The 14,552-nt window shown below is 74.3% G+C and carries 7 protein-coding genes; 1 reads left to right on the forward strand and 6 read right to left on the reverse strand.

Going from position 1 to position 14,552, the window contains the following annotated elements:
* Positions 1-4: 4 nt before the first annotated feature.
* Both ACYUD3_RS12325 and ACYUD3_RS12330 read right to left on the reverse strand, forming a co-directional pair.
* Entirely contained in the window at positions 5-8,404 is an 8,400-nt protein-coding gene (locus ACYUD3_RS12325) for a type I polyketide synthase (RefSeq protein WP_470967999.1), read from the reverse strand.
* A 77-nt stretch (positions 8,405-8,481) separates the two neighbouring features.
* Positions 8,482-8,910, reverse strand: coding sequence for an NlmOI (locus ACYUD3_RS12330; RefSeq protein WP_470968002.1), 429 nt, complete (start codon positions 8,908-8,910; stop codon positions 8,482-8,484).
* Positions 8,911-9,222: 312 nt separating this feature from the next.
* Here ACYUD3_RS12330 and ACYUD3_RS12335 point away from each other — a divergent pair, with 312 nt between their 5' ends.
* Positions 9,223-10,428: a cytochrome P450 gene (locus ACYUD3_RS12335; RefSeq protein ID WP_470968004.1), complete on the forward strand. Its 1,206-nt coding sequence runs from the start codon at positions 9,223-9,225 to the stop codon at positions 10,426-10,428.
* A 100-nt stretch (positions 10,429-10,528) separates the two neighbouring features.
* On the opposite strand, the gene ACYUD3_RS12340 is transcribed toward ACYUD3_RS12335, so the two are convergent.
* The 4 genes from ACYUD3_RS12340 to ACYUD3_RS12355 all read right to left on the reverse strand — a co-directional run bounded on the left by ACYUD3_RS12340 (position 10,529) and on the right by ACYUD3_RS12355 (position 14,441).
* Positions 10,529-11,749: a cytochrome P450 gene (locus tag ACYUD3_RS12340; protein WP_470968007.1), complete on the reverse strand. Its 1,221-nt coding sequence runs from the start codon at positions 11,747-11,749 to the stop codon at positions 10,529-10,531.
* A 69-nt stretch (positions 11,750-11,818) separates the two neighbouring features.
* Positions 11,819-12,802, reverse strand: a complete 984-nt coding sequence (locus ACYUD3_RS12345) for a 3-oxoacyl-ACP synthase III family protein (RefSeq protein WP_470968010.1) — start codon at positions 12,800-12,802, stop codon at positions 11,819-11,821.
* Positions 12,799-14,169: a crotonyl-CoA carboxylase/reductase gene (gene ccrA, locus ACYUD3_RS12350; RefSeq protein WP_470968013.1), complete on the reverse strand. Its 1,371-nt coding sequence runs from the start codon at positions 14,167-14,169 to the stop codon at positions 12,799-12,801. Before ccrA ends, ACYUD3_RS12345 begins: the two co-directional genes overlap by 4 nt.
* A gap of 62 nt (positions 14,170-14,231) precedes the next feature.
* Positions 14,232-14,441, reverse strand: coding sequence for a DUF5988 family protein (locus ACYUD3_RS12355; RefSeq protein WP_470968016.1), 210 nt, complete (start codon positions 14,439-14,441; stop codon positions 14,232-14,234).
* Between the last annotated feature and the right edge of the window lie 111 nt (positions 14,442-14,552).

Below are 14,552 nucleotides of genomic sequence, written 5' to 3' on the forward strand. Positions count from 1 at the left end.
TCCGTCATTCCTCGCCCTCGCGGCTGGTGTTGGCTGTGAAGTCCCGGCCGGTGCCCTGGCCGAATTCCTGGTCGATGAAGGAGAAGATCTCGTCGACGCTCGCCGCCGCGAGCGCCTCCCTGACCCCGCCGCCACCGTCTGCGGCCTGGTGCCCGGCCGGGGCGAGGACGGCGGCGCGTTCCTCGCAGCGGGCGAGCAGCAGGCGCAGCCGGTCGGCGGCGGTGTCCAGTGCGTCGGGCTCGCCGGCGGTCAGCAGGCTGTCCAGCGCGTCGAGCGCGTCGTCCAGCGAGCCCGCGGCCGGCGCGGGGGCCAGGCTGTCGCGCAGGTGCCGGGCGACGGCCAGCGGGGTGGGGTGGTTGAAGAGCAGCCCGGCGGGCATCCGGCGGCCCGCCGCGGCCGTGAGCCGGTTGCGCAGTTCGACACCCATGAGGGAGTCGAAGCCCGACTCCTTGAAGGTGCGCCCGGATTCGACCCGGGCCCCGTCCCGGTGTCCCAGGACGGCGGCGGCGTGCCCGCGCACCTGCTCCAGGAGCAGGGCCTCCTGCTCGGGCGCGGACTTCCCGGCCAGCCGGCGGACGAGGTCGGGGTCCTGTGCGGTGCCCGGGTCCGGTGCGGCGGCCTGTTTCCAGGCGGTGCCGGCGAGTTCGCGGTGCAGCGGCGGGGCGGTGCCCTCGTGCGCGGCGCGCCGGACGTCCGGCAGGGACAGGGCGAGCGGCAGCAGCAGCGGGGCGGCCGGGGCGCGCAGGGCGCTGTCGAAGAGGGCGAGGCCGTGCTCGATGCTGAGCGGGAGGAGTCCGCCGCGCCGCATCCGTTCCAGGTCGGCGGCGGTGAGCTTGCCGGTCATGCCGCCGGTCGGCGCCCAGGGCCCCCAGGCCAGCGAGACGGCGGGCAGCCCCTGGGCGCGGCGGTGGTGCGCGAGCGCGTCGAGGAAGGTGTTGGCTGCGGCGTAACTGCCCTGCCCCGCCGCGCCGGTGACCCCGGAGACGGAGGAGAACAGCACGAACGCGGACAGGTCCAGGCCGGCGGTCAGCTCGTGCAGCCACCAGGCCGCGTCCGCCTTGGGCCGCAGCACGCGGTCGAGGTCGGCGGGGTCCACGGCCTCGACGGTGGCGTCCCGCACGACCCCGGCCGTGTGGACGACGGCGGTCAGCGGATGCGCGTCCGGTACGGCGGCCAGGGCGGCGGCGAGCTGGTCGCGGTCGGCGGTGTCGCAGGCGGCGACGGTGAGCCGTACGTCGTCGGCGAGGCCGAGTTCGGCGGCCAGCGCGCCGGCGTCCCCGCCGCTGCGGCTGAGCAGCAGCAGATGGCGTACGCCGTGCTGCTCGGCGAGCCGGCGGGTGACGAGGCGGCCGAGGCCGCCGGTGCCGCCGGTGACGAGGACGGTGCCGTCCGGGTCGAGGGCCGGGCCCGGCTCGGGAGCGGTGGTGGGCCTGGCCAGCCGGGGGGCGTACAACGTGCCTGCCCGGAGGGCGAGTTGGGGTTCGCCGGTGGCGAGGGCGGCGGGGAGCGCGGCGGCGGACGCCGGGTCGTCGTCGAGGTCCATCAGGACGAAACGGCCCGGGTGTTCGGTCTGCGCGGACCTGAACAGCCCCCACACCGGGGCCTGTTCGGGTGCGCAGGAGCCGCCGTCGGGGGCGACGGCCCGCCGGGTCACCACGATCAGCCGGGTGTCGGCGCGCCGCTCGTCCGCGAGCCACGTCCGCGCGGCGGCCAGCGCGCGGTGCGCGGCACTGCGCGCCCCGTCGGGACCGGTCGCGCCCGGTTCGGCGCCGCACCCGAGGACCACGGCGTCGGCGTCCGCCCCGTCCAGGTCCGGGTGGTGCACGGCCCCGGGCAGCGCATGCGGAGCCACCGCCCCGCCGACGACGGCCCAGCGCACGCCGGCCGTGGCGTACGGCGCCTCGACGGCCCGCCACTCCAATGTGTACGGCCGGTCGGCGCCGTAAGGCCCGGTGCCGGCGCCCGCTTCGGGCAGCGGGCGCGGGAGGAGCGCGCCGACGGACACGGCCGTGCGGCCCTCGGCGTCGGTGAGGCGCACTCCGCTGGGGGTGATCAGCGCCCGCAGGCTCCCCGTCGGCCCGGCCGCCGGCACCGTCACGTCGCGGTACTCGGTGCCCAGCCCGGGTGTCCCGTCATCGGCGATGAGGAGCCGTTGGACGCTGTCCAGGAGGGCCGGGTGCAGGGTGAACCCCTCGTCGGGGACGGCGAGTTCGGCGCCGGTGACCTCGCCGTGCCGCCAGGCCGCGCGCAGGGCGCGGTAGGCGGGCCCGTACAGGGTGCCGGCCGCGGCGAGCCGGTCGTAGGGGCCGTCGGTGTCGAGCGGCAGGGCGTCTTCGGGCGCCCCCGCGTCGTCCCCGGTGAACGCCTCGGCCTCGGAGTCCAGGACGCCGTGCGCGTGCGCGGTCCAGGGGACGTCGCCGGTGGCCGGGCGGGTGTGGACGGTGAGCGTGCGGCGGCCGTCCGGACCGGCGGCGCCCACCAGGACCTGTACGTCCAGGGCGGTGTCCGCCGGGAGGTCCAGCGGTGCGGTGGGCCGCAGGGCGGCGACGCGGCGGGCGCCGGTCTCGCGGGCTGCGGTCAGCGCGAGGTCGAGGAGGACCGCGTCGGGGACGAGGGCCCGGCCGCGCACCGTGCGGTCGGCGAGCCAGGGGTGGGTGGTGTGGGCGACCCGGCCGGTCAGCAGGGTCTGGCCGGCGGCGACGGAGGTGAGCGTGGTGAGCACCGGGTGGGTGAGCGCGCTCGCGCCGGGTGCGGCCTGCGCCGTCGCCGCGGTGGGGGCGAGCCAGTAGCGGCGGCGGTCGAAGGCGTAGGTGGGCAGGGCGGCGGGGTCGGCCGGGGGGTGGCCGGCGAAGACGGCGGCCCAGTCGGGGCTGTGCCCGGCGAGGTGCAGCCGGGCGAGCGCGCCGGCGGCGGTCTCGGGCTCGTCGTGGCCCCGGCGCAGCACGGGGATGACGGTGGCCTCCTCGAACGCCTCCCGGACCAGCGCGGTGAGCACTCCGTCCGGGCCCAGCTCCACGAAGCGGGTGACGCCGAGGGCGTGCAGCTCCTTGACGCCGTCGTGGAAGCGGACCGTGCCCCGGACGTGCCGCACCCAGGTGTCGGGGTCGCACAGCTCCTGCGCGGTGGCCTCGGCGCCGGTCAGGTCGCTGATCACGGACAGCCGGGGCGCCTGGTAGCTCACCTGGGCGGCGGCCTCGGCGAACTCGGCGAGCATGGGGTCCATGTGCGGCGAGTGGAAGGCGTGCGAGACCCGCAGCTCCCGGGTGCGCCGGCCGCGCGCCTTCCAGCGGGCGGCGAGGTCGCTCACGGCCTCGGCGTCACCGGAGACGACCACCGAGCGCGGGCCGTTGACGGCGGCGAGCGTGAACTCGCCCTCGCGTCCGGTGAGTTCGGGCAGCAGCTCCTCTTCGGTGGCCTCCACGGCGGCCATCGCGCCGGCGCCGGGCAGCGCCTGCATGAGCCGGCCCCGGGTGGCGACCAGCGCGCAGGCGTCGGCCAGCGAGAGGACTCCGGCGACGTGCGCGGCGGCCAGTTCGCCGACCGAGTGGCCCAGCAGATGGTCGGGGACGATCCCCCAGTGTTCGAGGAGCCGGAAGAGGGCCACTTCGACGGCGAACAGGGCCGGCTGGGCGTACTGGGTGCGGTCCAGCAGCCCGGACTCGTCGGCCAGTACGGTCAGCAGGGGGTAGGGCAGCAGCGGGTCGAGGTGGCCGGCGATCTCGTCGAGCGCGGCGCGGAAGGCGGGCTGGGCGGTGTACAGCTCCAGTCCCATGCGCGGGCGCTGGCTGCCCTGGCCGGTGAACAGGAAGGCGGTGCGGCCTTGTCCGGCGCTCGCGCGGGGGGCCGTCGGGGTGGAGTCGCCGGCCGCGAGCGCGGCGAGGTCGGTGTGGAGGCGGTCGCGGTCGCCGGTGAGGACGGCGGCGCGGTGCGGGAGGGCGGCGCGGGCGGTGGCGAGGGTGCGGGCGAGCGGGGTGAGCGCGGTGGTGTCCGTGAGGCGGGCGCGCAGCCGGGCGGCCTGGGCGCTGAGCGCCTCGGGGCTCGCGGCGGACAGCACCAGCGGGACGGGAGCACTCGACTGCGCTTCCCCGGCGGGAGGCTGAGCGGCGGGAGCCTGTTCCAGGACGACGTGGGCGTTGGTGCCGCTGATGCCGAAGGAGGACACGCCCGCCCGGCGCGGACGCCCGGTCTCGGGCCACTCCCGCTCCTGGGTGAGGAGTTCGACCGCGCCCGAGGACCAGTCGGCGTACGGGGACGGCTCGTCGGCGTGGAGGGTCCTCGGCAGCCGGCCGTGCGCCAGCGCGAGGACGGTCTTGATCACCCCGGCGACCCCGGCCGCCGCCTGCGCGTGGCCGATGTTGGACTTCAACGAGCCGAGGTACAGCGGGTGTTCACGGTCCTGGCCGTAGGCCGCGAGCAGCGCGCCCGCCTCGATGGGGTCGCCGAGCTTGGTGCCGGTGCCGTGCGCCTCGACGGCGTCGACCTCGTCGGGCCGCAGCCCGGCGTCGACCAGCGCGTCCTGGATGACCCGCCGCTGGGCCGGACCGCTCGGCGCGGTGAGCCCGTTGGAGGCACCGTCCTGGTTGATCGCCGAACCGCGCACGACGGCGAGGACGGGGTGGCCGTTGCGCCGGGCCTCGGAGAGCCGTTCGACGAGCAGGACGCCCACGCCCTCCGCCCAGCCCGTGCCGTCGGCGCCGGCCCCGAACGCCTTGCAGCGGCCGTCCGGTGAGAGCCCCCCTTGCCGGGAGAACTCGCTGAACAGTCCCGGCGTGGCCATGACGGTCACGCCGGCGGCGAGCGCCAGCGCCGACTCGCCCCTGCGCACCGACTCGGCCGCGAGGTGCAGGGCGACGAGGGAGGAGGAGCAGGCGGTGTCGACGGTGACCGCCGGGCCCTCCAGGCCGAAGACGTAGGACAGCCGGCCCGACAGGACGCCCGCCGTGGTGCCGGTGAGGAGATGTCCGCGCAGGTCGTCGGGGGCGTCGTACAGGCGGGGGCCGTACTCCTGGTTCATGGCGCCGACGTAGACGCCGGTGCGTGAGCCGCGCAGCGCGGTCGGTGCGATGCCGGCCCGTTCCAGGGCCTCCCAGGCGGTCTCCAGCAGCAGCCGCTGCTGGGGGTCCATGGCGAGGGCCTCGCGCGGGGAGATGCCGAAGAGGTCGGCGTCGAAGTGCCCCGCGTCGGCGAGGAATCCGCCCGGGTGCCCGCCGAGGGGCCAGCCCCGGTCGGCGGGCGGCGCGCCGACCGCGTCGAGCCCTTCACCGAGCGCCCGCCACAACCGCTCGGGGTCCCCGATCCCACCGGGCAGCCGGCAGGCCATGCCGACGATGACGACGGGGTCGGTGCCGGAGCGCCCGACAGCCTTGACACTGACCGATTCTGATGGTCCGTCAGCGAGATGACGGGCCAGCGCGGCCGGTGTCGGGTGGTCGAACAGCAGCGTGGCCGGCAGCGCCCGCCCGGTCGCCGCGGTGAGCCTGCCGCGCAGCTCCAGCGCGAGATGCGAGTCGAACCCGAGGTCCTTGAAGGTGAGTTCGGGTACGACGTCGGCGGTGCCGGAGTGCCCGAGGACGGCGGCGGCCTCGGCGCGGACGAGGTCGAGGGTGTCGACCGGGGTGCGCGACGGCTGGCGCACCTCGTCGGGCGCGGCGAAGACGGCCGCCGGCGGCTCCTCGGCGGCTGCGGCCGGCGTCAGCCAGTGGCTGCGCCGCCGGAAGGCGTAGGTGGGCAGCTCGACGCGGGGGTAGGGGCCCTGGAGGGTGCGGGTCCAGTCGACCGGGACGCCGTGGACGTACGCCTGGGCGAGGGAGGCGGCGAGGCGGTCGGGGCCGCCGTCGTCGCGGCGCAGGGTGGGGACGACGGCGGCGTGGGCGCCCGCCGCCTCGGCGGTCGCGGCGAGCGCGGGGGCGAGCACCGGGTGCGGGCTGATCTCGATGAACGTGCGGTGTCCGGCCTCGGTGAGGGCGGTGACGGCCGCCGCGAAGGAGACCGGTTCGCGCAGGTTGCGGTACCAGTACTCGCCGTCGGGCAGCGGGTCGACGGTGCCGGGGACGACCGCCGAGTGGAAGGGGACGGCGAAGGGGCGCGGGGTGATGCCGGCGAGCGCGGTGGCGAGTCCGGCGCGGATCGCCTCGACGTGGGAGGAGTGGGAGGCGTAGTCGACGGCGACCTTGCGGGCGCGGACCTCGTCCGCCGCGCAGGAGGCGAGGAGCGCGTCGACGCCTTCGGTGCCGCCGGCCACGATCACCGAGTCGGGCCCGTTGACGGCGGCGATCTCGACGGCGTCGCCCAGCGCGGCGAGCCGTGCCGCGACCGCCTCCGCCGGTTCCCAGACGGCGGCCATCCCGCCCTTGCCCGACAGCTCCCGGCCGATCAGCTCGGCCCGGCGGACCACGACTCGGGCGCCGTCCGCCAAGGACAGCGCCCCGGCGACGACGGCGGCGGCGACCTCGCCCTGCGAGTGCCCGACGACGGCGGCCGGCTCCACGCCGTACGCCCGCCAGACCGCCGCCAGCGACACCATCACGGCCCACAGCACGGGCTGGAGGACGTCGACGCGGTCGAGGTCGGGGGCGCCGGGGGCCTGGCGTGCGGCGTCGGTCAGGTCCCAGTCGGTGTACCGGGCGAGCGCCTCGGCGCACTCGGCCCAGGCGGCGGCGAACGCGGGTTCGGTGTCGAGGAGTCCGGCGGCCATGCCGGGCCACTGGGAGCCCTGGCCGGGGAAGACGAACACCGGTCCCGGGCCCTGTCCTGCGGGGGCGGGGGTGGTGACGGCGGCGGGCGAGGGGCGGCCCTCGGCGAGCGCGGCCAGCGCCTCGCGGCGGGCCTGGGCGTCGGGGGCGAGGATCACCGCGCGGTGCGGGAAGGAGGTGCGGGTGGTGAGCAGCGCGTGCGCGACGGCTCCGGGCCCGGCGGCCGGTGCGGGGTCGGCGTCGAGGAGGCGGCGGGCCTGACCCGCGAGGGCGTCGGGGGTGCGGGCGGAGAGGATCCAGGGCGCCGGAGCGGACTCCGCCGGTGCTTCTTCCGACGGTGCTTCTTCCGACGGCGCTTCCTCTGTCGGTGCTTCCTCCGACGGCGCTCCCTCCGTCGGCGCTCCCCAAGAACCCAGCACCACATGGCAGTTGGTGCCGCCGAGGCCGAACGAGCTGACGCCGGCGATCCGTTCGCCGTTGCGCGCCGGCCAGGGTTCGGCCACGCGCTGCACGGTGAGGCCGAGGTCCGCGAGGGGGATGTCCGGGTGCGGGGTGTCGTGGTGGAGGGTGGGGACGTGGTGGCCGTCGCGCAGGCACAGCAGGGTCTTGATGAGCCCGGCGATGCCCGCCGCGCCTTCCAGGTGCCCGATGTTGGTCTTGACCGAGCCGACGCGCAGCGCCTGGTGCGCGGGGCGTCCGCCGCCGAGGGCGGCGCCGAGCGCGGCGGCCTCGACGGGGTCGCCGGCCGGGGTGCCGGTGCCGTGGAGCTCGACGTACTGGACCGCTTCGGGGGCGACGCCCGCGCGCCGGCAGGCGGCCTGGACGACCTGGCGCTGGGCGTCCGCGTCGGGGGCGGTGAGCGCGGTGCCGCCGCCGTCGTTGTTGACGGCGCTGCCCCGGATGACGGCGTGCACCCGGTCGCCGTCGGCGAGGGCCCGCTCCAGCGGCTTGAGGACGACGAGACCGCCGCCCTCGCCCCGGACGTATCCGTTGGCGCGGGCGTCGAAGGTGTGGCAGCGGCTGTCCGGGGAGAGGGCGCCGAGCTGGTGGACGGCGAGGGTGCTGTCGGGGCTGAGGATGAGGTTGACGCCGCCGGCGAGCGCGACCTCGCACTCACCGCGGCGCAGGCTCTCGGCGGCGAGGTGGACGGCGACCAGCGAGGAGGACTGCCCGGAGTCGACGGTCAGGCTGGGGCCGGTCAGTCCGAGGGTGTAGGAGAGCCGGTTGGCGAGCAGGGAGCGCTGGACGCCGGTGAAGGTGTGCGGGCCGGGTGCGCTCTGGCGCTGGGTGAGGCGGGCCCAGTCGTCGGCGAGGGTGCCGACGAAGACTCCGGTGGCGCTGCCGTCGAGGGCGGCGGGCAGGGTGCCGGCGTGTTCGAGGGCCTCCCAGCCGAGTTCGAGGAGCAGGCGCTGCTGCGGGTCGAGGGCGGCGGCCTCCCGGGGGGAGATCCCGAAGAAGGGCGCGTCGAAGGTGTCGACGCGCTCCAGGAAGCCCGCCCGGGCGGGGACACCGGGGCCGGCCGGCCAGCTGTCGCGGCGGGCCTCAGGGGGTTCGGTGACGGCGTCGCCGCCGCGGGCGAGCAGCGCGGCGAACTCCTGCGGGCCGCCGGCGCCCGGCAGCCGGCAGGCGATGCCGACGACGGCGACCGGCCGGACCTCCTCGGCGCCGGCGTCGGCGGCGGGCGGCTGGGTCTCCTCGAACGCTCCCGGCATCCGGGGCCCTCCCTGGGACGGGGCCCGGGGTGGTCCGGGTCCGGTGTGGACGATGGGGCAGGTGGCCGGGCGGCCGGTCAGCCGCGGTGGAAGCGCACGATGTCGCCGGGGACGGCGTCGTCACCGACGTAGACGTAGCCCTTCTTGAGGACGGCGCCGTCCTCGTCGATCTCGTAGTCGTCGATGAAGCGGTGGATGACGCCGAAGACGGCGCAGTCGCCGGTGATCCGGAAGTGGCCGTCCTCCTCCCAGCCGGGGCTGGCGAAGACGCCGTGGTGGCCCCAGTCGTCGTAGTAGAAGGAGACGAACCGGCCCTCGATGTCGCTCCAGCCGATCAGCCAGACGGCGGTGATGCCGGGAACCGGGATGTACTGGGTGATCTCGTAGAAGCGGCCGCCGGCGATGACCTTGCCGGAGGAGGTGGCCTCGCCGGTGGTGACCGTCTCGGTGGTCAGGTTCGTGTACTCCAGGCGGAATTCACCGAGCAGGAAATCAAGCTGCTTCATTTCCGGTGCTATTTCATTCCGCTCCGGAAAGACCACTTCGCCGCCGGCCGCGGGAACGGAATCCGCAGGGGACTGCGCAGACTGGTCACTCATGTGCCAACTCCGAGGAATTCAAAGGGCCGTTCCCGCCGTCCGGGACATGGCCCAAGCTATCCGGCGGAGCAGTCCCCCGGGCAAGCCCTGACCGGCCTCTTAGGGGTGCCGGGGCCGGTTTCCGGGGCCCCTTTAGGGGTGTCCGGGAGAGGTGCCCACTTTTAGGCTGACGCGGACGGGACGGGCTCACCGTCCGGTTCCCTCCCAAGGAGCGAGACGATGACCACCGAACAGCAGGATCTCACCGGCCGAGCACAGGACGACTTCCCGTCGCTGCTCTCCTGGCTGGACCTGAACAGGGCCGAGAACCCGGTGCTCGCCGACACCTTTCCCGGGGTGTGGCACGTGTTCCGGTACGCCGACGTGGCGCGCGTCCTCGCCGACACGGAGACGTACTCCAGCGACATGTCGGCCGTGATCCCGACGCACCCGGACACCGCCTGGATGGCGAAGGGCAACATCGTCGGCATCGACCCGCCGTGGCACCGCCGGCTGAAATCCCTGGTCGGCAAGGTGTTCACGCCGAAGCTCGTGGCCGATCTGGAGCCGCGGATCACCGAGCTGACCGCCGGGCTGCTCGACCAGGTCGCCGGGCGCGACACGTTCGACCTGGTGGAGGCGCTCACGCATCCGCTGCCCGTGTTCGTGATCGCCGAGCTGCTCGGCATCCCCGTGTCGGACCGGCCGCTGTTCGAGAAGTGGGCGCTGGACTTCATCTCGGCCAACGGCGGCGGCGAGAGCGCGCTGCCGAGCGAGGCGAACATCCTGGCGTTCGTCGAGACGGCCAAGGAGATGCGCGCGTACATGCTGGAGCACATCCAGCAGCGGCGCGTCCAGCCGCGCGACGACCTCATCGGCCGGCTCGTCGACGCCCGCACCGAGGACGGGCAGCTCGACGACGACGAGATCATCGGTTTCGCCGGCACCCTTCTGATGGCCGGTCACATCACCACGACCGCCGTCCTGGGCAGCACCGTCCTGTGCCTGGACGAGAACCCGGCGGCGTTCGCCGAGGTGCGCCGCGACCGCTCGCTGGTGCCCGCGGCGGTCGAGGAGGCGATCCGGCTGCGCCCGGCCTTCTCCCGCCTGGTGCGGATGACGAAGGCCGAGTCGGAGATCGCGGGCCAGGTGATCCCGGCCGGGCAGGTCCTGACGATGTGGACGGTCTCCGCGAACCGTGACCCCGAGCGCTTCGAGCGCCCGGACGCCTTCGACCTGCACCGCGACCAGACCCGTCACCTGGGCTTCGGTCAGGGCCTGCACTTCTGCATGGGCGCCCCGCTGGCCCGCCTGGAGGGCCGGGTGGTCCTGAACCTCCTCCTGGACCGGTTCCCGGACCTGGCGGTCTCCACGGCCCCGGACGCGGTGGCCTACCACCACCCGAAGAACGTCGTGGGTCCGCGCCGCCTGTTCGTCACGGCGTAGCCCGCCGGCCGCCCCCGCCCCGGGGGCGGCCCGTCCCGCGCCGGACAGCACTGTGCCCCGCCGGATCTCACGTCCTCGGCGGGGCACGGTGCTGTGCGGTCTACCAGCTCACCGGTATCCGGTCGAGCTCCGGGTGCCAGCCGGGCCGGTCGTACAGTTCCTCGATCGGCTTGTCCAGCTTCAGGCCGGGCAGCCGGCTGAAGAGGGCGCCGTAGGCGATCTCCAGGCCGACCTTGGTGAGGTTGGCGCCGAGGCAGTGGTGGATGCCGGAGCCGAAGGCCAGGTGGCCGCGGGCCGCGCGGCGCACGTCGAGGCGGTCGGGGACGGGGAACTCGGCGGGGTCGCGGTTGGCGGCGCCGTTGGCGACGACGACGCTCTCGCCCGCCTTGATGAGCTGACCCCCGACCTCGACGTCCTCCAGGGCCACGCGCGGCATCAGGTCGAGCGGGCTGATGAGCCGCATCATCTCGTCGACCGCCCCGGGCAGCAGGGCGGGCTCGGTGCGCAGCAGGTCCACCTGGTCGGGGTTGTCCAGCAGGAGGCCGACACCGGCGGTCAGCATGGCCTGCACCGGGGACTGGCCCGCGATGAAGATGAGGAAGCAGAGGTTGGCGAGTTCCGTCTTGCCGAGCGTGCCCGTCGTGACGTGCTTCTGGATGACGCGGCTGGTGGGGTCGTCGCCGGGGTTCTTCTCCTTGTCGTCGATGAACCGCAGGAAGTACTGCTGGAGGGCGACCATGCGGTGCCCGACCTCGTCGCCGACCTGGTGGTCGTCGGCGACCGAGAGCGCCTTGTCCCGTACCTCCCGGCTGTCCAGCAGCCACGCCTGGAGGTCGGCGTAGTCCATGCCGAGCGCCCAGCAGGTGATGGTGCCGGAGAAGGGTTCGGCGAAGGAGGCGACCAGGTCGGCGGTGTTCCCGCCGGCCTCCATGGCGTCGATGAGCTCGTCGGCCTTGCGCCGCATCTCCTCGCGCAGGTGCTCGGCGCGGCGCATGGTGAACTCGCCCACCACCGCCTTGCGCTGCGTGGTGTGCTGCGGGGGGTCCATCGTGAACAGCATCGGGAAGGCCCGCGCCGCCTCGAACGCCTCGGCGTAGATGGGGTATCCGGGGTTGGTGATGTCGGAGCTGAACCGGGAGTCGTTCAGGATCGCCTGGGCCTGGTCGTGGCGGGTGATGTACCAGACCCGTTTGCCGTGGTAGAGCCGGCCCGGCGCGGGGGCTCCGGTGGCGCGCATCTCCCGGTACTCCTCGGGAGGCGAGTAGGGGCATTTTCTGAGCAGCGGGGCCTCGAACTCCCCGGTGACGACGGCTTCGGACACAGGTTTTCCTTCGCTACGGAACAAAGCGGGACACACAGGGAGGGGGGGAGGAGGGAGGGGCCGTCCGGGCTACCAGCGCAGCAGGCACAGGCCGGCCGCCATGCCGGCCCCGAAGCCGGCGAGCAGCAGCAGTTCGCCGTCGGCGACGAGTCCTTCGCGGACGGCCTCGTCGAGGGCGACGGGCACCGAGGCCGCGCCCATGTTGCCGTACTTGACCAGCGGGGTATGGGTGCGGGCCGCGCTGAGGCCGCAGCGTTCGACGAGTTCGCCGAGGAGGACGCCGTTGGCCTGGTGCGGGACGAAGTGGTCGACCTGGTCGATCGACGTGCCCGCGCGCTCCAGCAGGGGCGCGATCATGGGCGGCACGTTGGTCATGACGAAGTCGGCGACGCCCCGGCCGATCATGCGCAGGTAGTGGCCGCCGCCGTCGACGGTGGCGTGCGAGGCGGGGGTGCGGCTGCCGCCGCCCTCGAACCAGATCAGTTCGTGGGCGTCACCGCGCCCTGCGAGTTCGGTGCCGAGGATGCCGCGGCCCTCGGGGACCTCGCCGACGACGGCGGCTCCGGCGGCGTCGCCGAGGAGGACGGCGGTGCCGCGGTCGTCGTAGTCGAGGAAGCGGGAGTAGAGGTCGGCGCCGATGACCAGGGCGTGGCTGCCGGGGCGCTGGGCGACGAGGGCGCGGGCGATGTCGAGGGCGTAGACGAAGCCGGCGCAGGCGATGTTGATGTCGAAGCAGGCGGCGCGGGTGGCGCCGAGGCCGTTCTGCACCAGGGAGGAGGTGGGCGGCAGCGGGGCGTCACCCGTGGAGGTCGCGACGATCAGGTAGTCGACGCGGTCGGCGGCGACGCCGGCGGCCTCCAGGGCCGCGTTCGCCGCGTTGCGGGCGAGGTCGGAGGTGGCCTCGTGGGGGGCGGCGTAGCGGCGGCCGTGGATGAGGGTACGGCGGCCGATCCACTCGGCGGTGATGTTCGGGACCCGGCGCGCGATCTCCTCGTTGGTGATCTCCTCCTTGGGCAGGTAGGAGCCGGTGCCGAGGATGCCGACGGCGGTCATGCGACGGCCCCCAGGGCGCCCGGGCCGGCGACCGCGAAGGGGCGCAGCGGGGTGATGCGGTCGGCGCCGATGCGCTCGCGCAGTGCGGGGTCGGTGACGCCGAGCCCGGGTTCGGGGGCGAGGCACAGGACGCCCACCTTGCCGATGTGCTCGTTGAGCTGGACCAGCCGGGTGGCCTCGCCGACCTCGGCCAGCGGGTAGAGGGAGGAGAGCGCGGGCATGATCCGGCCCTGCCCGAACAGGCGGGCGCACTCCCACTGTTCGTGCAGGTTGGCGACGTGGCTGCCGATGATCCGCTTGAGTTTCATCCATAGATAGCGGTTGTCGTAACTGTGCCGGTAGCCGGTGCTGGAGCCGCAGGTGATGACGGTGCCGCCGCGGCGGGCGACAAAGACGGACATGCCGAAGGTCTGCCGGCCGACGTGGTCGAAGACGATGTGCGGGTCCTCGCCGGTGGCCTGCCGGATGGCCCGGCCGAGTTTCTTGCCGTCGGCGATGGCGTGCGCGAAGTCGTCGTCGCCCTCGTGGCCGCCGAGGCCGAGTTCGCTGCGGTCGATGACGACGTCGCAGCCCAGCGCGCGCAGCGCTTCGGCCTTGTGCGGCGACCCGACGACCCCTACGGGTATCCCGCCGCCGTTCTTCACGAACTGCACGGCGTACGCGCCGGTCCCGCCGGTGGCGCCCCAGATGAGGACGACGTCCCCCTGCTTCATGCGGGCCCCCCGGTCGGAGACGAGCATGCGGTACGACGTCCCGGCGCAGGCCGGCACGGAGGCGGCCTCTTCCCAGGTCAGGTGGGCCGGTTTGGGGATGAGCTGGCTGGCGCGGGCGAGGCAGTAGTGGGCGATGCCGCCGTAGTTGGTCTCGTACCCCCAGGCCAGCTGATGCTCGCCGAGCATACCGTCGCTCTGGGTGATGGCCTCCTGCTCGTCGACGACGGCCGCGTTGACGAGGACGTGGTCGCCGACCTTCCAGTGCCGTACGGCGGAGCCGGTGCGCACGACGACGCCGGCCGCGTCGGAGCCGAGGACGTGGAAGGGCTGGTCGTGCCGGGCGGCCCAACCGCCTTGCTTTCCGTAGGAGTTCAGGAAGCGGAAGGTGGACAGCGGTTCGAAGGTGGCCGACCAGACCGTGTTGTAGTTGATCGAGCTGGCCATGACGGCGACCAGGACCTCGTCGGGAGCGGGCTCGGGCATCGGGACCGGGCCGACCCGGAGGGTCTTGCGGACGTCCTTGTCCGCCACGCCCCGGAAGACATCCTGGTCCTCGACGCGCAGATGCGCGGCGAGGAACTCCTCCGGCAGGGTCGCGCGTTCCAGGTCCTGCGGGTCTGCGCCCACCAGGACCGCTTCGGTGACAGAGGCCATGAATCCCTTCCTAGGGACGGGGGTTGACGGTCACGGCACGGGGTGGTGCCCGGCGGGAAAGGTCATTCGGCGATGGCGGTGCGGCGTTCCCACTGATATACCGCGAATTCCTCGCCGTCGACGGTGATGAATTCACCGGCGTGCACGAAGTGTTCGTATCCCGCTCCCCACCGGTGCTTGATCTTCTCCGTGATACGGGTGACGAACTGTTTGCGGTCCTCGGCGGGAAAGTCCTGAGGGCCGCCGGAGAGGAGAACCTTCGAATGCGACATAGTGATGACCCTCCCGGGGAGGAAAGCGGCGGGCTGCGAGAGACGCGCGCGGGAATACGCTGATTCGTTTCCCGGCAAGGTGATTTTCTCTGCGCTGAGGCTCGCAGCAGC

Source organism: Streptomyces sp. AMJ-169 (genome assembly GCF_055597585.1).